21 protein-coding genes are annotated in these 20,218 nt (G+C 61.2%); 10 read left to right on the plus strand and 11 right to left on the minus strand.

Annotation, left to right across the window (positions count from 1 at the left end; genetic code table 11):
• The 9 genes from BUA36_RS31390 to BUA36_RS28740 form a co-directional block, all read right to left on the minus strand.
• A partial coding sequence (locus BUA36_RS31390) for a transposase (RefSeq protein WP_072790575.1) occupies window positions 1-310 on the minus strand: 310 nt, incomplete at its 3' end.
• 136 nt (window positions 311-446) lie between these two features.
• Window positions 447-1,385 carry a carbohydrate kinase family protein gene (locus BUA36_RS28705; protein WP_072790579.1) on the minus strand — a complete coding sequence of 313 codons (939 nt, stop codon included), beginning with the start codon at window positions 1,383-1,385 and terminating at the stop codon, window positions 447-449.
• Window positions 1,386-1,394: 9 nt separating this feature from the next.
• Window positions 1,395-2,966, minus strand: a complete 1,572-nt coding sequence (locus tag BUA36_RS28710; protein WP_072790583.1) for a DUF3426 domain-containing protein — start codon at window positions 2,964-2,966, stop codon at window positions 1,395-1,397.
• Window positions 2,967-2,974: 8 nt separating this feature from the next.
• Entirely contained in the window at window positions 2,975-3,907 is a 933-nt protein-coding gene (gene prmA / locus BUA36_RS28715) for a 50S ribosomal protein L11 methyltransferase (RefSeq protein ID WP_072790586.1), read from the minus strand.
• 15 nt (window positions 3,908-3,922) lie between these two features.
• Window positions 3,923-5,302, minus strand: a complete 1,380-nt coding sequence (gene accC / locus BUA36_RS28720; RefSeq protein WP_072790589.1) for an acetyl-CoA carboxylase biotin carboxylase subunit — start codon at window positions 5,300-5,302, stop codon at window positions 3,923-3,925.
• A gap of 108 nt (window positions 5,303-5,410) precedes the next feature.
• Window positions 5,411-5,884 carry an acetyl-CoA carboxylase biotin carboxyl carrier protein gene (gene accB / locus BUA36_RS28725; RefSeq protein ID WP_072790592.1) on the minus strand — a complete coding sequence of 158 codons (474 nt, stop codon included), beginning with the start codon at window positions 5,882-5,884 and terminating at the stop codon, window positions 5,411-5,413.
• A gap of 87 nt (window positions 5,885-5,971) precedes the next feature.
• A complete protein-coding gene (aroQ, locus tag BUA36_RS28730) occupies window positions 5,972-6,409 on the minus strand; it encodes a type II 3-dehydroquinate dehydratase (RefSeq protein ID WP_072790595.1) in 438 nt (145 codons plus the stop codon).
• 84 nt (window positions 6,410-6,493) lie between these two features.
• On the minus strand, window positions 6,494-7,048 hold the full coding sequence (locus BUA36_RS28735; RefSeq protein ID WP_072790599.1) for a TlpA family protein disulfide reductase: 555 nt from the start codon (window positions 7,046-7,048) through the stop codon (window positions 6,494-6,496).
• Window positions 7,045-7,674, minus strand: coding sequence for a hypothetical protein (locus BUA36_RS28740; protein WP_072790602.1), 630 nt, complete (start codon window positions 7,672-7,674; stop codon window positions 7,045-7,047). The genes BUA36_RS28735 and BUA36_RS28740 overlap by 4 nt, the downstream gene beginning before the upstream one ends.
• 84 nt (window positions 7,675-7,758) lie before the next feature.
• Here BUA36_RS28740 and mpl point away from each other — a divergent pair, with 84 nt between their 5' ends.
• The 8 genes from mpl to corA all read left to right on the plus strand — a co-directional run bounded on the left by mpl (window position 7,759) and on the right by corA (window position 15,815).
• Window positions 7,759-9,123: a UDP-N-acetylmuramate:L-alanyl-gamma-D-glutamyl-meso-diaminopimelate ligase gene (mpl, locus tag BUA36_RS28745; protein ID WP_072790605.1), complete on the plus strand. Its 1,365-nt coding sequence runs from the start codon at window positions 7,759-7,761 to the stop codon at window positions 9,121-9,123.
• Window positions 9,123-9,701: a YqiA/YcfP family alpha/beta fold hydrolase gene (locus tag BUA36_RS28750; RefSeq protein WP_072790608.1), complete on the plus strand. Its 579-nt coding sequence runs from the start codon at window positions 9,123-9,125 to the stop codon at window positions 9,699-9,701. The genes mpl and BUA36_RS28750 overlap by 1 nt, the downstream gene beginning before the upstream one ends.
• A complete protein-coding gene (locus BUA36_RS28755; RefSeq protein ID WP_229255841.1) occupies window positions 9,698-10,297 on the plus strand; it encodes a chorismate--pyruvate lyase family protein in 600 nt (199 codons plus the stop codon). The genes BUA36_RS28750 and BUA36_RS28755 overlap by 4 nt, the downstream gene beginning before the upstream one ends.
• Entirely contained in the window at window positions 10,294-12,324 is a 2,031-nt protein-coding gene (locus BUA36_RS28760; protein WP_072790611.1) for a ribonuclease catalytic domain-containing protein, read from the plus strand. Before BUA36_RS28755 ends, BUA36_RS28760 begins: the two co-directional genes overlap by 4 nt.
• 39 nt (window positions 12,325-12,363) lie before the next feature.
• Window positions 12,364-13,251, plus strand: a complete 888-nt coding sequence (locus tag BUA36_RS28765; protein WP_072790614.1) for a TonB family protein — start codon at window positions 12,364-12,366, stop codon at window positions 13,249-13,251.
• Window positions 13,252-13,255: 4 nt separating this feature from the next.
• Window positions 13,256-14,074 carry a shikimate dehydrogenase gene (gene aroE, locus BUA36_RS28770; protein WP_072790617.1) on the plus strand — a complete coding sequence of 273 codons (819 nt, stop codon included), beginning with the start codon at window positions 13,256-13,258 and terminating at the stop codon, window positions 14,072-14,074.
• A complete protein-coding gene (gene mtgA / locus BUA36_RS28775) occupies window positions 14,071-14,787 on the plus strand; it encodes a monofunctional biosynthetic peptidoglycan transglycosylase (RefSeq protein ID WP_208861938.1) in 717 nt (238 codons plus the stop codon). Before aroE ends, mtgA begins: the two co-directional genes overlap by 4 nt.
• Before the next feature lie 62 nt (window positions 14,788-14,849).
• Window positions 14,850-15,815, plus strand: a complete 966-nt coding sequence (gene corA, locus BUA36_RS28780) for a magnesium/cobalt transporter CorA (RefSeq protein ID WP_072790620.1) — start codon at window positions 14,850-14,852, stop codon at window positions 15,813-15,815.
• On the opposite strand, the gene BUA36_RS28785 is transcribed toward corA, so the two are convergent.
• Window positions 15,816-16,319 carry a hypothetical protein gene (locus tag BUA36_RS28785; RefSeq protein WP_072790622.1) on the minus strand — a complete coding sequence of 168 codons (504 nt, stop codon included), beginning with the start codon at window positions 16,317-16,319 and terminating at the stop codon, window positions 15,816-15,818. It abuts the gene before it with no gap.
• A 139-nt stretch (window positions 16,320-16,458) separates the two neighbouring features.
• Between BUA36_RS28785 and BUA36_RS28790 the strand changes: the two genes are divergently transcribed.
• Together BUA36_RS28790 and BUA36_RS28795 are read left to right on the plus strand one after the other, a co-directional pair.
• A complete protein-coding gene (locus tag BUA36_RS28790) occupies window positions 16,459-18,189 on the plus strand; it encodes an ABC transporter permease (RefSeq protein WP_072790624.1) in 1,731 nt (576 codons plus the stop codon).
• A 10-nt stretch (window positions 18,190-18,199) separates the two neighbouring features.
• Entirely contained in the window at window positions 18,200-19,522 is a 1,323-nt protein-coding gene (locus BUA36_RS28795) for an ABC transporter ATP-binding protein (protein ID WP_072790626.1), read from the plus strand.
• Here BUA36_RS28795 and BUA36_RS28800 read toward each other — a convergent pair.
• Window positions 19,486-20,100 carry a hypothetical protein gene (locus BUA36_RS28800; RefSeq protein ID WP_072790628.1) on the minus strand — a complete coding sequence of 205 codons (615 nt, stop codon included), beginning with the start codon at window positions 20,098-20,100 and terminating at the stop codon, window positions 19,486-19,488. The genes BUA36_RS28795 and BUA36_RS28800 overlap by 37 nt on opposite strands.
• Between the last annotated feature and the right edge of the window lie 118 nt (window positions 20,101-20,218).

Raw genomic sequence — 20,218 nt, forward strand, 5'->3', positions numbered from 1 at the left:
TGGTTTTGTAGACCAACGACTCATCCTTGGCTCGCGCCAATTCCGCTTCAAGTTGCTTGATTCGCTGTTCCGGAGTCATGGAGGTAGCACCGATCTCGGCTGGTTGATGACGGGCCAAAGCCATCGCCAGCGTACTCCAATCCTGCCGGCCAAGCTTGCGCAGCCATACTAGCACCGTCGAGCGGCCTTGGATGCCGTACAGACGCTGGGCCTGCTTGTACGTCATTTCGCCTTTTTCCACTGCATCGACTACCCCCTGCTTAAAAGCCAGGCTGTAATCGCTCTGCGTCCTCTTTTGTCTAGTTCCCATCTCGCTCTCCTAAGAAAAGGCGGGAAGTGACAACTTAAACCAGGACGGGTCAGCGCCAAAAACAAAGGCAGGCCTATGGCCTGCCTTTTTACATTGCGCGGTTGCGCGGGGCTGAGCCCCGTCCACCACGATGCCGTTAGAAGCGGTAGCCGAACGCTGCTTCGAACTGGTCGGCGATCTGCGCCGCGGTGAAGCTGTGGTTCTGCGCGCCCTTGTGGGCGATCTTGATGGCGCCCAGCAGGCTGGCCAGACGGCCGGTGGTTTCCCAGTGCCAGCCTTGGGTGATGCCGAACAGCAGGCCGGCACGGTAGGCGTCGCCGCAACCGGTCGGGTCCAGCGCGGCCGTCACCGGCACGGCTGGGATGTCGATGCGCTGGCCCTTGGTGTGGATTTCCGAACCCTGTTCGCCACGGGTGATGATCAGCGCCTCCACGCGGCTGGCGATATCGGCCAGCGACAGGCCGGTACGTTCGATCAGCAGCTCGATCTCGTAATCGTTGGTGGTGACGTAGGTGGCCTTGTCGATGAAATCGATGAGTTCTTCGCCATTGAACATCGGCAGCTGCTGGCCCGGGTCGAAAATGAACGGGATGTGCAGCTTGGACAGGTCTTCCGCATGCTTCTTCATGCCCAGATGGCCGTCCGGCGAGATGATGGCGATGCGCGCCGGTCCGGCCTTGGCGACCTCATTCTCATGCGCGTACGACATGGCGCCCGGGTGAAAGGCGTTGATCTGGTTGTTGTCCTGGTCGGCGGTGACGAAGCACTGGGCGTTGTAGGCATCCTGCTTGATGAGGATGTTGTCGGTGGCCAGGCCCAGTTTGCGGAAGCGCGCCATATACGCCGCGTTGTCCTGGCCCATGACGCCAACGATGCGCGGTTCGCCGCCCAGCATTTGGAGGTTGTAGGCGATGTTCGGCGCGCAGCCGCCGAATTCCGTCCGCATGGTCGGCGCCAGGAAGGAGACGTTCACCTTGTGCAGCTGGTCCGGCAGCAGGATGCTGTCGAAACGGTTGGGGAATTGCAGGATGGTGTCGATGGCGATCGAACCGCAAATCAAAGAAGTCTGGGTCATGATAGGTCTTTATGGATAGAAGACTGCGATGTGATAGCCGGATGCTTTCAGCTCGCGTAATTCAAAGTAAAGTTTAACGGCTTGTTCCGTATGTGGGGCAAAACCTTGGTCGAATGCCACGTCCTGGTGCAGATAATCGCGTGGCCCGAACACGCGGCGCAAAACGCGTTTGTCCTTGTCGTCCTCCAGCGTCAGTTCAATCGACGGCCAGGCTTGTGCGGTGGCGCTCTGGTTGCGCAGCAGGGTGGTGAACGAGAAGGTGGTGTCGCTCAGGGTCTGCAGTTCGCCCTGTTCGATGGTCAGGTCATCGATCTGGGTTGGCAGTTCGATCTTGCAACCGAGCGTCTGGCAAGCCGCAGCCAGCGCCGGCTTCAGCGCGGGAACAGTGGCGGCGATCGAATTGCGGAAGGTGGTCACGGCTTGCATGAGCAGGGCGCCCACCAGCAGCACCGAGCCCAGGCTCATGGCGATGGTGGCGGCCTTGCCGAATTTCTGGCGCTGGCGGTCGCGTTTGACGAAACCCGGTTCTTCCGGCTCGGCGTGGGCTTCGTAGGCTGGCGCTTCTTCCGCCGTGGCGGTGTGCAGGTAGGCGTGGGCGCGCGCCGATTGCGCTTCGTTCAGACCGGCGCTGGACAGCTGGACCAGCGCTTCTTCATCAACTTCATCAAGTTCGTCGTCGCGCCGTGGGCGGGATGGAACAAGTGCCGGCTCCGGTTCGGCCGGGGCTGCTTCGGCGTCGGCTTCGCCGAGGAAGCTGGCCAGGTCGGCGTCGATGACGTGCGGCGTGGAGGCAGGCGCGGCCTCCGCGTCGCTGTCTTCGACTTCGTCGTCGGCGGAGAAGATAGCGGCATCGGCGGCCGCGAAGGCGTGGTCCAGCGCGGGACCTGCGCCGGCTTGCGGCTCGTCGAGCGGCGCCTCGTCCCAGGTCGGTTCGATGCGTCCGCCTGACATATTGGCGTAGGCGTCTTCTGTGATCGGCTGGCCGTCAGCGTCGTGCTGCACATCGGCCAGGGTCTGTTCCATGGCTTGCAATTCGGCCTCGAGCGCGGCTTCCAGTTCTTCTTCGCCCAGGCTTTCCAGGTCGTCCAGCACGGCATCGCTGGCGGGCACGGCGGCAATTTCCGGCTCGCTGCTGGCTTCCAGGTCGGGTTCGGATTCGATGTTCAGGTCGAGGTCGAACAGCGCTTCGGTATTGGGCGGCAGTGTCGCCAGTTCGGCCGGCAGCGGGATGGGGGGAGCGCTGGCGACTGCCTCGTCGTCGAGATCGATGTCGAATGCGGTGGCCGGTTCAAGCTCGGGTTCAAGCTCCGGTGCGGCGGGCTCGGGTGTTGCGTCCAGTTCCAGCGCGGGTTCGGGGGCGGCGCTGGCCAGCACTGCTTCGGCGCGCGTGTCGAGCGCGGCCATTTGCTGGTCGAAGGGAATCGAGGCGGGGAGAGGGGCAGGCGGCTCCAGCAGGGCCGCGTTGCCATCAAAGACTTCATTGCAGGAGCCACAGCGCACTATGCCCCCACGTAATTTCAGCTGGTCATGTGCGACCCGAAATACCGTGTTGCAGTGGGGGCATTTTGTGGCGAGCGCCATTGCCGGGTTTAACGTGCAGCCGGAACGGTGTCGCTACCCAGGCGGCCATGCAGCGCCACCCAGCCTTCTTGCTCGGCCCACACGCCCAGCTTGATGAACGGGGCGTAAGCGGCAGCCACTTCTTCGGCCTGGCGTGCCAGCACGCCGGACAGGATCAGCGCACCACCGTCGGCGACGCGGCCAGACAGCATCGGCGCCATCAGTTTCAGCGGGCTGGACAGGATGTTGGCCACCACGATGTCAAAGCGCTGCGTCGCGTGCTGCGACTCGGCGAAGGTATCGGGCAGGAAGTAGCTGATGTCGCAGTTGTTGCGGGTGGCGTTGTCGGCGGCCGATTCGATCGCCTGTGGATCGATGTCCACGCCCACCACTTCGCCAGCGCCGGTCTTCTTGGCCACCATGGCCAGGATGCCGGAACCGCAGCCGTAGTCCAGCACGGTCTTGCCTGGCGCCGGATGCGCCTCCAGCCATTCCATGCACAGACGGGTGGTCGGGTGGCTGCCGGTGCCGAAGGCCAGGCCTGGGTCCAGTTCCAGAATCAGCGCATCCGGATTCGGCGCTTCGTGCCACGACGGCACCACCCAGATGTTTTTGCCGATATGAATTGGCGCAAACTGCGATTGGGTCAGACGCACCCAGTCCTGCTCCTCCACCTTGCGGGTGGTGAACTTCGGTAGGGTGGTCAGGCCGATCTGGCCGGCCGCAGCCGCGACGATCACCGCCTGGTCGTCATCTTCGTCGGTCAACGCGACAACGCGGCTGTGGTCCCATGCTGCTTCGGTAGGCTCCATGCCCGGCTCGCCGAACAGCGGTTTTTCCGCGTCGGTGCCTTCATCCGCGTCTTCCACGGAAACCGACAGGGCGCCCACATCCATCAGCGCCTCGGACAGGGCTTCGGCGTGGTCGCGCGCGATTTCGATGACGATTTCAGTCCAGCTCATTATTAAACCTTTGAATTAAGCTTTGTTACTCAAGCTCAGTTTGTGCAGATCTGGCATGTCAGCCAGCTTCTGCTCCAGATAGTGAATATTGGTGCCGCCTTCGATGAAGCGGGCGTCAACCATCAGCTCGCGGTGCAGCGGGATGTTGGTCGAAATGCCTTCGACCACCATTTCCGACAGCGCGATCTGCATGCGGCGGATGGCCTGCTCGCGGGTGGCGCCATAGGAAATGACTTTGCCGATCATCGAATCATAGTGCGGTGGCACATAATAACCCGCATACGAGTGCGAGTCGACGCGCACGCCCGGACCGCCCGGCACGTGCCAGGACGTGATGCGGCCTGGCGACGGCGTGAACTTGAACGGGTCTTCCGCATTGATGCGGCACTCGATGGCGTGGCCGGACAGCATGACGTCGCGCTGGCGGAAGCGCAGCTTCTCGCCGCAAGCGATGCGGATCTGTTCCTGCACGATGTCGATGCCGGTGATCATTTCGGTGACCGGGTGTTCCACCTGCACGCGGGTGTTCATCTCGATGAAGTAGAACTCGCCGTTTTCGTACAGGAACTCGAAGGTGCCCGCACCACGGTAGCCGATCTTGCGGCAGGCTTCGGCACAGCGCTCGCCGACTTTTTCAATCAGCTTGCGCGGGATGCCTGGCGCCGGCGCTTCCTCGATCACCTTCTGGTGGCGGCGCTGCATCGAGCAGTCGCGTTCGCCCAGCCAAACGGCGTTTTTGTGTTCGTCGGCGAGGATCTGGATTTCCACGTGACGTGGATTTTCCAGGTACTTCTCCATATAGACTTCCGGATTGCCAAACGCCGTGCCGGCTTCGGTCTTGGTCATCTGCACCGCGTTGATCAGCGCCGCCTCGGTATGCACTACGCGCATGCCGCGGCCACCGCCACCGCCGGCCGCCTTGATGATGACCGGATAGCCAACTTTACGGGCAATTTGCACGATGGCTTTCGGATCGTCCGGCAGTGCGCCTTCCGAACCTGGTACGCATGGCACACCCGCCTTGATCATGGTCTGCTTGGCGGTCACTTTGTCGCCCATGGTGCGGATCGATTCCGAACGCGGGCCAATGAAGACGAAGCCGGATTTTTCCACGCGCTCAGCGAAGTCGGCGTTTTCCGACAGGAAGCCGTAGCCTGGGTGGATCGCTTCAGCATCGGTCACTTCAGCAGCGCTGATGATGGCCGGCATGTTCAGGTAGCTGAGCGACGAAGGCGCAGGACCGATGCAAACGGATTCATCGGCCAACTTCACGTATTTGGCGTCTTTGTCTGCTTCCGAGTGGACCACGACCGTCTTGATACCGAGTTCGCGGCAAGCGCGCTGAATACGGAGGGCAATTTCGCCACGGTTGGCAATGAGGATTTTTTCAAACATGATAGGTTCGCTATGTCTGTGAGCGCCGATGATGGGCTGCGTCAGGTGAGGAGGGATTGCGGACCAAGCAGGCGCGCCCGTCGCCGATGGGGAGGGCGCTGGCCTGTCTTAGCCGATCACAAACAGCGGTTGGCCGAATTCGACCGGTTGGCCGTTCTCGACCAGGATCTGGGTGATGGTGCCGGACTTGTCGGCGTCGATCTCGTTCAGCAGCTTCATCGCTTCGATGATGCACAGGGTGTCGCCTTCCTTGACCACCGCGCCCACTTCCACAAAGGCTGCGGCGCCTGGCGCCGACGAGCGGTAGAAGGTGCCCACCATCGGCGATTTCACGATGTGGCCGGTCGGTTCGGCAGGGGCTGCTGCTGCGGCGGCAGCCACCGGTGCGGCGGCTGGTGCGGCGCCAGCAGGCGCTGCATGGTATTGCGGGATGGCCTGCGGCTGCATCATCACCATTTGGTTTTGCGCCAGTGCGGACGACTTGACGATGCGGACTTTGCTCTCGCCTTCGGTCACTTCGAGCTCGGCGATGTCCGATTCTGCGACCAAATCAATCAAGGTCTTCAGCTTGCGTAGATCCATGTAACCCCCAGGAATGTCTTGTTTGTAAGATTATGCGGTGGCGCCTTGTGGGCGGAACCGGTCTAAATTGCGCGCAGATCGCGTAGGTTATCGCTTTTTAAGCACGAAGTCGATGGCAAACCGATATCCTTCGATACCCAGTCCGCAAATGGTCCCTATTGCAATCGCGCTAAGAAATGAGTGATGGCGAAACGACTCGCGCTGGTAAATATTCGAAATATGCACTTCCACAAACGGGATTGCCACCCCGGCCAGCGCATCGCGCAACGCGACGCTGGTGTGGGTCAGGCCACCCGGATTGATGACGATGGCGTCCACGCCCTCCGCTCTGGCGGCATGGATGCGATCGATCAGTGCACCTTCGTGGTTGCTTTGGAAGCAGGACAAGCTCGCACCCGCTGCCTGGGCCTGTGCCTGGGCAGCTTGTTCGATGTCGGCCAAAGTGCTTGCGCCGTAGACCTCGGGCTCGCGCGTCCCCAGCAAATTCAGGTTGGGTCCGTTGAGCAGTAGGAGGTTTTTTGCCATGATTCCTGAGCCTTCTCCGCGAAAGATCCGCATTTTGACGCTAAGTGCAGACATTTGGCAAGAGAAAAAAACTTGTGAAACTACTTACAGAGTTGCTAAATCTTTGCGCAGCTCGTCAAATTTGAGTCGGCCCAGGTACGTCTTCTTGACCTGGCCATCGGCGCCGATCAGGACCGTGTAGGGCAGGCCGCCACCGCTGTTGCCAAACTGGCGCGACAGCTCGGTACCGCTCATGCCGGCCACGAAGACCGGATAGCTGATTTTGAATTTGTCGCTAAATTCGGCGATATTTGTTGGTGAATCAATACCAATTCCGATAACTTGCAGCTTCTTGCCTTCTTCTCCGGCTGCCAGTGCCGACAGTTCCGGCATCTCCTGCACGCACGGGCCGCACCACGGCGCCCAGAAATTCACCAGCATGGCCTTGCCTTTATATTGGGCCAGCGCGGTCGACACGCCTTTTGCATCGGGCAGCGTCTGTTTATACAGTTCCTGCACCGGACCGGTCACACCGGCTGGCTGGGTGGTGGTCAGCGGCGGCGTTTGCGGCGTATTTTGTTTTTGATAACCGACATAGGCGCCCGAGGCGGCAAATAGCAGGCCGACAACAATATAAGCTTTCAGGTGTTTTGGATTCATGGCGTTGGTGGATGGGTACTGTTAACTAATAGGGCGCGCACGGCGGTAATGTCGGCCCGGGCCAGTTTGCCGTCGCCGCGGGTTTTGACGGCGCCGCGCAAATCGTCCAGTTCATAAATGGCGGCGTGCACGCCTTCCTTGTGCCACATGAAGCTGACCGTCTCGACCACACCGTAACGCGGGCCTTTGAAATGGGGCGTTTCCGAAATGTCGATTTGTACATTCCGGTTCAGCAGGAAGATCTCCACCTCCTTGGCGCTGTCGGCAAACAGCTGCAGGTGGATGTCATCGTGCGGGCCGGCAGTGCCATTTAATACGGCGCCAGTTAAATAGGGCTGAAATTTCTCCAGGCCTTCCATGATGTCCACCGCCAGCGTGCGCAGGCGGAACAGGCGGGCCGGCTGGGTGTTGGCGTGGAATAGCGACTGATAGAGGCGGACTTCGGCCTCGATCTGGGCATTGTCCGGCAGCAGGTTGAGCGGCGGCTGGGTGTCGCCGAGGATTTGCCTGGCCGCCTTGCGTTTGGCCGTGTTGTAGTCGGCTCCGTCCTCGGCGATCAGGCGCGCGGCAGCCGCCGCGATCTCGGCACGCAGGAGCTGGAGTTCTTCATTAACATTCGGCGTCATGGACGAGATAATACTCTGAACCGGGAAAAGCGCGGCGGGTCGGGTAAAATCGCGTATTCAGTCAGCTTGTCGTCTTTGTTTACTATGCACATTCACATCCTCGGTATTTGCGGTACCTTCATGGGCGGCCTGGCCGTCCTGGCCAAAGAAGCGGGCCATCGCGTCACCGGTTGCGACGCCAACGTTTATCCGCCGATGAGCACCCAGCTCGAAGCGCAGGGCATCGAGCTGATTACCGGCTTTGGTCCGGAGCAGATTGGACTGCAGCCGGATTTGTATGTGATCGGCAATGTGGTCACGCGCGGCAATCCGCTGATCGAGGAAATCATGAACCGCGGCCTGCCGTATGTCTCCGGCCCGCAGTGGATCGGCGACCATATATTAAGAGACAAATGGGTGCTGGCCGTGGCCGGCACGCACGGCAAGACCACCACCTCCGCCATGCTGACCTGGATACTGGAAGATGCCGGCTACGCGCCCGGCTTCCTGATCGGCGGCGTGCCGATGAACTTTGGCGTCTCGGCGCGCATGCAGGGCGACAAGGATTCAATCTTCTTCGTGATCGAGGCGGACGAGTACGACACCGCCTTCTTCGACAAGCGCAGCAAGTTTGTGCACTACCACGCCAAGACCGCCATCCTGAACAACCTGGAATACGATCACGCTGACATCTTCCCTGATCTGGGCGCGATTGAAACCCAATTCCATCACCTGGTGCGCACCGTGCCGGGCATCGGCCGCGTCATCTATAACGGCGACGAAGACCCGCTGCAGCGTGTGCTCAAGCGCGGCTGCTGGAGCGAGAAGGAAAGCTTTGGCCGCAGCGAGGGTACGGATTGGGCGATGAACGAGCACGATGACGGCACGTTCGACGTCATCTTCCAGGGCAAAATGGAAGGCCGTGTGGCATGGCAGCTCACCGGCAAGCACAACCGCGCCAACGCGCTGGCGGCGATTGCTGCCGCGCGCCATGTGGGCGTGCCGATTGCGCAGGCGGCCCGATCGCTGGCGGCGTTTGACAGCGTCAAGCGCCGCATGGAAGTGCGCGGCGTGGTCAACGACATCACCGTGTACGACGACTTCGCCCACCACCCGACCGCCATTGCCACCACCGTGGGCGGCCTGCGCCAGAAGGTTGGCGCCGCGACCCGCATCCTGGCGGTGCTGGAGCCGCGCTCCAACACCATGAAACTGGGCGCGATGAAAGACGCGCTGCCGGGCAGCCTGAAAGATGCTGACCTGGTGTTTGGCTACGGCGTCGAAAAATCGCTGGGCTGGAGCGTGGGCGCGGCGCTGTCGCCGCTGGGCGAGATGGCCAGCGCTTACGAAGACATCGACACGCTGGTGGCCGCCATCGCCAAGGCCGCCCAGCCGGGTGACCATATTATTGTGATGAGCAACGGCGGCTTCGGCGGCATTCATGACAAGATACTGAAAGCGCTGGCCTGATGATTCTTTATCTCCACGGCTTTCGCTCTTCGCCGCAATCCATGAAGGCGCGCCTGGTCGGCGAGCGCATGGCGGCGCTGGGCCTGGCCGATCAACTGATCTGCCCGCAGCTGCCAGCCTCGCCCAGGCAGGCAATGGCACTGGCGCTCTCTTTAATAGAAGGCATTCCGGCGCAGCAATTGAGCATCGTCGGCTCCTCGCTGGGCGGCTATTACGCCACCTGGCTGGCCGAACGCATCGGTTGCCGCGCGGTGCTGCTGAATCCTGCCGTGGTGCCAAGCCTGGACCTGGACCGGCACGTCGGCGTGACCACGCAATACCACTCTGACGAACCGTTTGAATTCAAGCGCGCATATATTGATGAGCTGCGCGCACTGGAAGTCGCGCACATCAGCCAACCGGAGCGCTACTTCCTGATTGCCGCCACCGGTGACGAAGTGCTGGACTACCGCGACATGCTGCGTCACTATCAGGGCGCGCGCCAGCATGTGATTGAAGGCAGCGACCACGCGATTTCCGAATTCCCGCAATATCTGAATGCGATACTGGCCTTCTGCGGTATCGAGGCGCGGTCTTGAACGCGCGGCGTGGCGCCTCGCTGCGGCAGACGCAGTGGCAGCCGCATGTGCTGGCGGTGAACGCGCCGTCAGCCTATGTGCCGTGGCTGACGGAAGGTGGTTCGCTGACCGCACGCCTCAAGGCGCATAGCCAGGCTTTTCGCGTGCAGCGGCTGCATCAGCGCAGCGCAATATGCCTGACCGACGAGGCCGCAAGGATCGGCATGCATCGGCCGGGCCGGGTCTGGGAAAGGGATGTGCTGCTGAGATGTGATAATACGCCTGCGGTGTTTGCGCACACGGTGGTGCCGATGTCGGCCACGGCCACGGATTGGCCGCTGTTCAGTGCGCTGGGCGAGCGCTCGCTGGGCACCACGCTGTTTGGCGATCCGGTGGTCCGGCGTGGTGTGTTGGAATTTGCAAGATTGCGGGAAGGGCATCCTTTGGCGCAACGCGCGCGGGCGGCGCTGATCGCCAACGGCGTGGCGGCTCCGGACGCCCACATATTATATGCACGGCGCTGTCTCTATCAGCGCCGCCAAGGTACCCTGCTGGTGACGGAAGTGTTTCTGCCTTCTGTCCTGGAACTGATTAAAACGAGCACGAATAAACGATGAATGTATTTTTTGAAGAATCCGGCGATTTCAAGGTCGGCAGTGTGATGACGCAAGCGGGCGAGGCCTATCAGGTGGAGATGGCCAGCGGCAAGCGCACCAAGGTCAAGGCCAAGGATGTGCTGCTGCAGTTCGAGAAGCCGTCACCGGCCGATCTCATGGAGCAGGCCAAGGCGATTGCCGCCGACATCGACCTGGAATTCCTGTGGGAAGTCGCCGGCGAAGAAGAGTTTGGCTTTGCCGAACTGGGCGCGGAATACTTCGGCCATGCGCCGCAGCCGGCGGAAGCGGCCGGCCTGATCCTGAGCCTGCATTCGTCGCCGGTCTATTTCTACAAAAAAGGCCGTGGCCGCTACAAGGCCGCGCCCGAGCAATCGCTGCGCGCGGCGCTGGCTGGCATCGAGAAGAAGAAACAGCAGGCGCTGGTGCAAGCATCCTATGTGGACGAGCTCAAAGCCAACCAGCTGCCGGAGTCGATGCACAACATCGTCATGCAGCTGCTGTTCAAGCCGGACAAGAATTCCATCGAGTACAAGGCGCTGGACGCCGCGTGCACCGAGCTGCACACCAATCCGCAGCGCCTGATGCTGGCGGTCGGCGGCGTGCCGTCGGCCAAGGCGCTGCACATGGCCAAGTTCCTGTTCGAGAACTTCCCGAAAGGCGCGGGCTTCCCCGAGGTGCCGGTGCCGGTGCCGCCCACCAATCTGCCGCACGCGGACGTCAAGGCGTTCTCGATCGATGACGTGACCACCACCGAGATCGATGATGCGTTCTCGGTCACCCATCTGGCTGACGGCAACGTCAAGGTCGGCATTCACATTGCCGCGCCTGGCCTGGCCATCAAGCCCGATGACGCGGTGGACAAGCTGGCGCGCAGCCGCATGTCAACTGTCTACATGCCTGGCGATAAGATCACCATGCTGCCGGATAATGTGGTGGAGGCGTTCACGCTGGCCGAAGGCAAGACCTGCCCGGCGCTGTCGCTGTATGCCACGCTGAACCCGGCCGACTGGAGCGTCCTGGCCACGGAAACCCGCGCCGAGATGGTGCCGATCGCGCACAACCTGCGCCATAACGACCTCGACGACCTGGTCAACGAAGAAACCCTGGCCAGCGGCGCCGGCGAGTATCCGCACAAGGACGACCTGTGCCTGATCTGGAAATGGGCGCAAGTGCTGGAAGCGGCGCGCATGGTCAAGCGCGAAGGCTTTGGCCTCAAGCCGGAACAGAACAACCGCGTCGATTACAACTTCTACGTGGAAGACGACGTTGTCAGCGTCACCCGCCGCAAGCGCGGCGCGCCGCTGGACAAGATCGTCGCCGAGCTGATGATCTTTGCCAACAGCAGCTGGGGCAAGATGATGCACGACAATGGCGTACCGGGTATTTACCGCAGCCAGGGCCGTGGCGTCGGCGGCTGGAACGCCAAGATGCAGGTCCGCATGCTGACCCACGCCGCGCCGCATGAAGGCCTGGGCGTGGACCAGTACGCATGGAGCACCTCGCCGCTGCGCCGCTATACCGACCTGGTTAACCAGTGGCAGATCCTGGCCTGCGCCGAGAAGGGCGTGATGGCGCCGTTTGTTGCGCACTTCAAGCACAAGGATGCGGAGCTGTTTGCGATCGTGTCGCAGTTTGATGCGGCGTACGCGGCCTATGCGGATCACCAGTCGACTATGGAACGCTACTGGTGCCTGCGCTGGCTGGGCCAGGAAAATGCCCGTCAGGTGGAGGCGGTGGTGCTCAAGGACGAAGTGCTGCGCCTGACCGATATTCCGCTCATCATCCGTCTGCCGGGCATGCCGTCGGTGGCGCGTGGCGCCCAGGTCAAGCTGGACATCCTGCGCTGGGACGAGGTGGACCTGACGGTGGAAGCGCGCATCCTGGAAATTCCGGCCGATGTGGCGGCCAGCGATGTGGACTTCGAAGAAGACGAGGTCGAAGACGCGCCGGAAGAAGCGGTCGATGCACCGGAAGTAGCGGTGGAAGCCGCTGCCGAGTCAGCCGGCCAGCAGCCAGCGGCGGAATGACGTGTAAAATCAGTCCCATCTCTTTCGTCCGGCCATCGAGTGAAGTCTTTTAAAGAAAATCGCTTGCTGTACCTTGCCCTCGGCATTTCGCTGGTGGCCCACGGCGCCATGCTGGCGGTGCACTTTGCGGCGCCGGCGCCGGCGCCGGCGCAAGCCACGGACCCGGGGCTGGAAGTCATCCTCGTCAATGCCAAGCACAACAAGGCGCCGCTCAAGGCGGACGCCGTGGCGCAGGCCAACCTGGACGGCGGCGGCACGGTCGACCAGGGGCGCTCCAAATCGCCGATGCCGGACATGCGCAAGACCGAGATGGGCGATAGCGTCAAGGCCAACAAACGCCGCATCCGCGAGCTGGAAGAGCAGCAAAAGAATCTGCTGACCCAGGTGAAATCCAGCGCGTCGATAGAGGCGCCGCCGATCACCGAAAAAAACAAGCCCGATCCGACGCCGACCGGCGCCGATCTGCTGGAGTCGAGCAAGGCCATCGCCCGCCGCGTGGCGGAGATCAGCGAGACCATCGAGGATCAGAACAAGCGGCCGAAGAAGACCACGATCACGCCCAGCACGCGCGAGGCTGGCTACGCCACGTATTACAAGACCATGCAGAAGCGTATCGAAGATTTCGGCACGCTCAACTTCCCGAACAACAACGGCCACAAGCTGTATGGCCAGCTGATGCTGTCGATCCCGGTGTTCCAGGATGGCACCATCTACGACAAAGACGGCGGCATCAAGGTTGAGCGCAGTTCCGGCAATCCTGCGCTGGACGAGGCGGCCATACGCATCGTGCGGCGCTCGGCGCCGTTCGGTAAGTTCCCGCCGAATATGCGCTCGAGCGACCGCGATGATTTGTGGGTCATCATCACGACCTTCAAATTCACCCGTGACGATAAATTACAAGCCGATTTAAGCGGCGGAGGACGTTAAGAATATGGACCGCTACTGCGTGTTCGGCAACCCGATTGCCCATAGCAAGTCGCCCGAAATCCACACCGCGTTTGCAGCGCAGACCGGGCAGGAGCTGGCATACGAGCGCTGCCTGGCGCCGCTTGACGGCTTTGTCGATGCGGTGCGCACCTTCATCGCGCAAGGCGGCAAGGGCGCCAATGTGACGGTGCCGTTCAAGCTGGAAGCCGTCAAGCTGGCGCAGGCGCTGACCATCCGCGCGCGCGCCGCGGGCGCCGTCAATACGCTGGTGTTCAGCGACGACGGCATCATCGGCGACAACACCGATGGCGCTGGCCTGGTGGCGGACATCGTCAACAATGCCGGCGTGCCGATCACGGGCAAACGCGTGCTGCTGCTGGGCGCGGGCGGCGCGGTGCGCGGCGTGGTGTTGCCGATCCTCGAGCATCGTCCGGCCAGACTGGTGATTGCCAACCGCACCGTGGCCAAGGCCGAAGAGCTGGTTGAGCAGTTTGCCGCGCTGGGCGGCCAGGGCGTGGTGTCGGCGTGCGGCTTTGACGGCATTGAAGGCGACTACGACATCATCGTCAACGGCACGGCAGCAAGCCTGAGCGCAGAACTGCCGCCGATATCGCCATCGGTATTTGCGCCTGGCGCTTTGGCGCTGGACATGATGTACGGCGCTTCCCCCACCGTATTCTTGCAGTTCGCGGGCCAGCACGGCGCACAGTTGCGTGACGGCCTGGGCATGCTGGTGGAGCAGGCGGCGGAAGCGTTCCAGCTGTGGCGCGGCGTGCAGCCAGCCACGGCCGATGTGCTGCACCATCTGCGGAGCAGGCTATGAGCAGGATCGCGACCAAATCCGCCGGCAAATGGCGCTGGGTGAAATGGGTCTTTATCCTGCCTATCCTGCTGGTGCTGGTGGTGCAGCTGTACTTCTTCCTGCAGATCTGGTGGTGGGTGGATCATAACCCCTCCATGACCAGCTTCATGCGGGAGCAGCAGGCGACGCTGCAGGAGAAAAACCCCAAGGCGAATATCCAGCAGATGTGGGTGCCGTATGACCGCATCTCGAATAACCTGAAGCGCGCCATCATCGCCTCCGAGGACGCCAACTTCTCCGATCACGACGGCGTGGACTGGGAAGCCATGCAGAAGGCCTATGAGAAGAACAACAAGAAGCACAAGGTGGTGTCGGGCGGCTCGACCATCACCCAGCAGCTGGCCAAGAACCTGTTCCTGTCCGGCTCGCGCAGCTATGTGCGCAAGGGGCAGGAGCTGGTCATCACCTTCATGCTGGAGACGCTGATGGACAAGGAGCGCATCTTCGAGATCTACCTCAACGTGGTGGAATTCGGCACCGGCACCTTTGGCGCCGAGGCGGCGGCACGCCACTACTATGGCGTCAGCGCGGCCGGCCTGAGCGCCGTGCAGGCGGCGAAATTGGCGGTGATGCTGCCAAATCCCCGCTATTTCGACAAACATCGCGACTCCAACTATCTGGCCCGCCGGACCGCCGTGATCCTGCGCCGTATGGGCTCGGCGGATTTGCCCTAACAAGCTGGTCTCAGCCCGGCTTTGCGGGTACACTTGCGCTGTTTCCAAAGGCGCGTGTACTCATGATTAATGTTTTCGTTCTCCAGAATGGCCGGCTCAACCAGGTACCTATCGACACGCGCGAAGACCTGGAAAAGGCTGAACCGGTCTGGGTCGACCTGACCGATCCGACGGATGACGAACGGGCCTGGGTCAAGACGATTTATGGCGTGACCCTGCCGGGCGAAGACGAAGTCAAGGACATCGAAGCCTCGGCCCGTTACTACGAAGCGGAAAACGGCGACCTGCACCTGCGCACCGACTTCCTGCTGGAAGAAGAGGACGGCCCGTCGCGCATCGTCACGGTGGCCTTCATCCTGGCGCGCAAGATGCTGTTCTCGGTGCACACCGACGACCTGCCCGTGTTCCGCCTGGTACGCATGCGCGCGCGTTCGCGCCCCGGTTCGATCGTCGATTACATGGACGTGCTGCTGGACTTGTACGCCACCGATGCCGAGTACTCGGCCGACGCGCTGGAAGGCATCTACCAGAACCTGGAAGAAGTCAGCGGCCGCGTGTTGCAGAAAGAATTCACCGACCAGGACGCCGCTGCCGCGCTGAACGCCATCGCCCATGAGGAAGACTTGAATGGCCGTATCCGCCGCAACATGATGGATACGCGCCGCGCGGTCAGCTTTTTGATGCGCGGCCGCCTGCTCAATTCGGAACAGTTTGAAGAAGCGCGCCAGATTCTGCGCGATATCGAATCGCTGGACGGCCACACCTCCTTCCTGTTCGATAAGATCAACTTCCTGATGGACGCCACGGTGGGTTTCATCAACATTAACCAGAACAAGATCATCAAGATCTTCTCGGTGGCCAGCGTGGCCTTCCTGCCGCCAACGCTGATCGCATCCATCTACGGCATGAACTTCAAGTGGCTGCCGGAACTGGAGTGGGACCTGGGTTACCCGCTGGCCCTGGTCATGATGCTGGCCAGCGCCATCGCCCCGTTCCTCTACTTCCGCCACCGCGGCTGGCTCAAATAATCAGACTGGCTGCGGATTGAATTCCAGCGACAGGGTGCTGTAGTAGGGCGCCGCGTGCCATTGCTCGTGCAAAGCCAGGGCGCGGTCGTAGAGCATTTCCTTGACATTCATTGCCAGCTGGCTGAAGTCGAACGGCGGCTTGTTGCGCGCGGTGCAGGCGGCCGCGGCGCCGGCCAGGAAAGCCGCTTCATCAAACGCGCCGGACCATAGCTGCGCCTGCAAGCCTTCGACGATTGCTTCGGCCTGCACCGCCTCGGTTGCCACATGCGGATTACTCTTGTCGTGCACCGACTCCATGACGAACTGCGCATCGGCGCCGCGCGCGAGCAGGCTCAGGAAGCCATGGCGCAGCGGCAGCGCCGACTCCACCACGTAGTGCACCAGGTCGTGCGGTAAGATGCCCTGACGTGGCATCAGCGCATCCGTGCAGCTGCCATTGTTGCGCACAAAGCGCAGCACATCGTACTTGTCGGTCCGGGACCGCTTTTCGGCTATCAGTTTCATAGCTGGCAATTATATATTAGGTAACTTTCACGAATGTAATATATTCGTCGTAATAATCTATTAGAATGGCGCTGGCTAAAAAAGCTCCCTCCTTTGATCTCCACGCGATACCTCCTGTCGCTTTGAGAAAGTAAATGCAATGAACAAGAAACGGCAATTTTTCCCCCGCCAGGTGGTGGAAGCCGGCGGTAACCGCTGGGACTGGGCCTTGCTGCCCATCGTGCTCGCGATCTTCGTGTTGATGGCCTATGGCAGCCAGCAAATGGCGCGTCCGTATGAACTGGGCCAGACCTTGCCGATGACGCTGGATCCCTGGTATCTGCCGTACTACCTGCTGCGCACCACGCTGCGCATGTTTATCGCCATGGGCGCGTCAATGGTCTTCAGCTGCGTGTTTGCCGCGCTGACCACCAAGTACCGCACTGCGGAAAAGGTCATGGTGCCGATGCTCGACATCCTGCAATCGATACCGATCCTGGGCTTTTTGTCGATTACCGTGACGGCGTTCATCGCGCTGTTCCCCGGGAATCTGCTGGGCGTGGAATGCGCTGCCGTGTTTGCGATCTTTACCTCGCAGGCGTGGAATATGGCGTTCTCCGCGTACCAGGGCTTTCGCACGGTGCCGGCCGAATTGTCGGAGGCGGCCAAGGTGTTCCAGCTGTCCGGCTGGCAGCGCTTCTGGCGCCTGGAACTGCCGTATGCCATGCCTGGCCTGCTGTGGAATATGATGATGTCGATGTCGGGCGGCTGGTTCTTCGTGGTGGCGTCGGAAGCCATCGTGGTGTCCAACCAGACCATCAAGCTGCCGGGCATGGGTTCCTACATCGCGCTGGCGATCGAACAGAGTAATCTGGGCGCAATCGGCTGGGCCATCTTCGCCATGCTGATCGCGGTGCTGCTGTATGACCAGCTGTTCTTCCGTCCACTGCTGGCGTGGGCCGACAAGTTCCGTTTCGAGGAAACCGGCAGCGATACTGCGCAGTCGTCGTGGCTGCTGACCTGGCTGCGCCGCACCGACCGCACGCAGCAGATGGTGGAGTGGTTTGGCAACCAGCTGTCGCGTTCCATCGCCGTGTTCCGCCTGTCGCATGACGGCACCTCGATCCGCGCGCGCCGCGACCAGCCGTCGGTAGTGCCGCAACGGGTGTGGGATGCGGTGATTGCCGCCGTGGTGTTCTATGCCCTATGGAGTCTGGTGCACTTCATCCGCACCGAAGTCGGTTGGAGCGAAGTAGGGCATGTGCTCATGCTGGGCGTGTACACCATGCTGCGCGTGGTGGTGCTGCTGGCGCTGGCGGCGCTGGTGTGGGTGCCGGTCGGGATCTGGATCGGCATGAACCCGCGCTGGGCATCGCGCACCCAGGCCGTGGCGCAGTTTTTGGCAGCATTCCCGGCCAACCTGGTGTTCCCGGTGGCGGTCATCATCATCGTGCGTTACCACCTGAATCCGGACATCTGGCTGTCGCCGCTGATGATCCTGGGCACCCAGTGGTATCTGCTGTTTAACGTGATTGCCGGCGCCTCGACGATACCGACCGAGCTGCGTCACGCCGCCAAGAACTTCGGCCTCACGGGCTGGCTCAAATGGCGCCGCTACCTGCTGCCAGCGATCTTCCCAAGCTTTGTGACGGGCGCGATTACCGCCTCGGGCGGCTCATGGAATGCCGCCATCGTCTCAGAGTTTGTGAGCTGGGGACCGACCACCTTGAAGGCGCATGGCATCGGCAGCTATATCGCCGAGATGACGGCCACCGGTGACTTCCCGCGTATCGCGCTAGGCATCGGCATCATGTGTATTTTCGTGATGGGCTTTAACCACTTCGTCTGGCGCCGTTTGTATACTTTGGCCGAAAGCCGGCTACATTTCTAGGAACAGAATCATGAGCACTCCTATCGTTGAACTGAAAGCCGTCGGCAAGCATTTCCGTGGCGCCGATGGCTCCGCGCGCTCGGTGCTGGAAGGCGTGGACTTCACGCTGCGCGAAGGCGAGATCGTCGCGCTGCTGGGGCAGTCGGGCTCCGGCAAATCCACCATGCTGCGCATCATGGCGGGCCTGATCCAGGCCGATGAGGGCCAGGTGCTGTATCGCGGTATGCCTTTGTATGGCACGGCGCGCGGGATCCGCATGGTGTTCCAGTCGTTCGCGCTGTTCCCGTGGCTGACGGTGCAGAAGAATGTGGAACTGGGCCTGGAAGCGCAGGGCATGCCGCCCGAAGAGCGCGCACGCCGCGCCGAGAAGGTGATTGACCTGATCGGCCTGTCCGGCTTTGAAGGCGCGCTGCCGCGCGAGCTGTCGGGCGGCATGCGCCAGCGGGTCGGCATCGCCCGCGCGCTGGTGATGGAGCCGGAAGTGCTGCTCATGGACGAGGCGTTTTCGGCGCTGGACGTGTTGACCGGCGAACGCCTGCGCGAAGAAATCCTGGAGCTGTGGCAGTCCGGCCAGATCCCGACCAAGGCGATCCTGGTGGTGTCGCACAATATCGAGGAAGCGGTGATGATGGCGGACCGCGTGCTGATCTTCGCCAGTGATCCGGGCCGCGTGCGCGCCGAGCTGCCGATCTCCTTGCAGCAGCCGCGCAAGGCGGAGAGCGCGGAAGTGCGCCAGCTGATCGACAAGGTGTATGAGCTGATGACCGCCAGCTCCGGCCGTCGCGGCAGCGGCGGTGGCCTGATCAGCGAGCGCGAAGTGAAGCTGCAACTGGGCGACCGCCTGCCGCAAGCCGACATCGCGCACATGGAAGGTATCCTGGAGCTGCTGGCCGAAGAGCCATTCCACGGCCGCGCCGACCTGCCGAAGATTGCCGAAGAAACCGAGTTGACCGACGCCGAATTGCTGGAGGTGTTGAACGCGCTGATCCTGCTGGGCTTTGCCTACCTGACCAACGGCGACATCCTGCTGACGGAGCTGGGCGGGCGTTATGTGAAAGCGGAGAACGCCGAGCGCCAGGCCATGTTCGGCAAACAGCTGCTGGAACACGTGCCGCTGATCGCCTACATCTGCCACGGCCTGGAACAGGACAAATCCGGCGATCTGCCGGAAGACCTGTTCCTCAAGCTGCTGCGCTTTACGCTCAGCGAAGAAGAGGCCGAGCGTGCACTGCGTGTGGCCATCGAGTGGGGCCGCTACGGCGACCTGTTCGAGTACAACTTCAACACCGGTGTGATTCAGCGCTCAGAGGAAGATGAAGAAGAGGAGGGCTGAGGCAATGATGCGTTATCAGTCGGCGCCCCCGATGGCTTGACTAAGAGCTTCTCATATTCAAACGTGGTGATGGCGACCTTGATGGATATAGCCAGGGTAGCAAACAACATTAAAAGAATATAGCCGCTGGCAAACGTTAATGCCTGATAAAGCGACTGGCCGCAACTGGCATGCGTCACCATTTTATCCAGCTCGCAGCTGCTTTTCAGCTGAGAAATCACGAGACCTACCATACTAAAAGCGGCATAAACTTCGGCATTCCTCTTTAGTAGGGCAACCTTGATTGCATACTCGGAAGGGCCTTTTTTTTCCTTATCTTCAGCTTTCTTTTTCTTTTTTTCTTCCTCTTCCTTCTTTGCGAGCTTCCTCAACTCATGAATGCGCTCACGGCACAGAAGTAACGTGCCAAGAATGCTGAAGGCGGAAAATCCCAAAGAAAGCCACACTAATTTTACTTCTGTAAAAACCAGCACGGTGGCCGCCGCGAGCACCATACCTGCAATGAGGAATATGGCTTCCGCAGGCGACATCAAAATATAGGGGATCTCTTTATCAAAAAAATAAGAGTGATCTGTCATTTTTATAGTGTGGAAAAATCCAGGATCAAGTCGCGTAAAGTGTCACAATTTTCTGAGGCTAACTGTGACACAGTGCGCGTCTTGACGCTGAACTTCGGCATTGCTGAGAGGGGCTGGC

This window comes from Duganella sacchari, from assembly GCF_900143065.1.
Lineage (GTDB): Bacteria > Pseudomonadota > Gammaproteobacteria > Burkholderiales > Burkholderiaceae_D > Rugamonas > Rugamonas sacchari.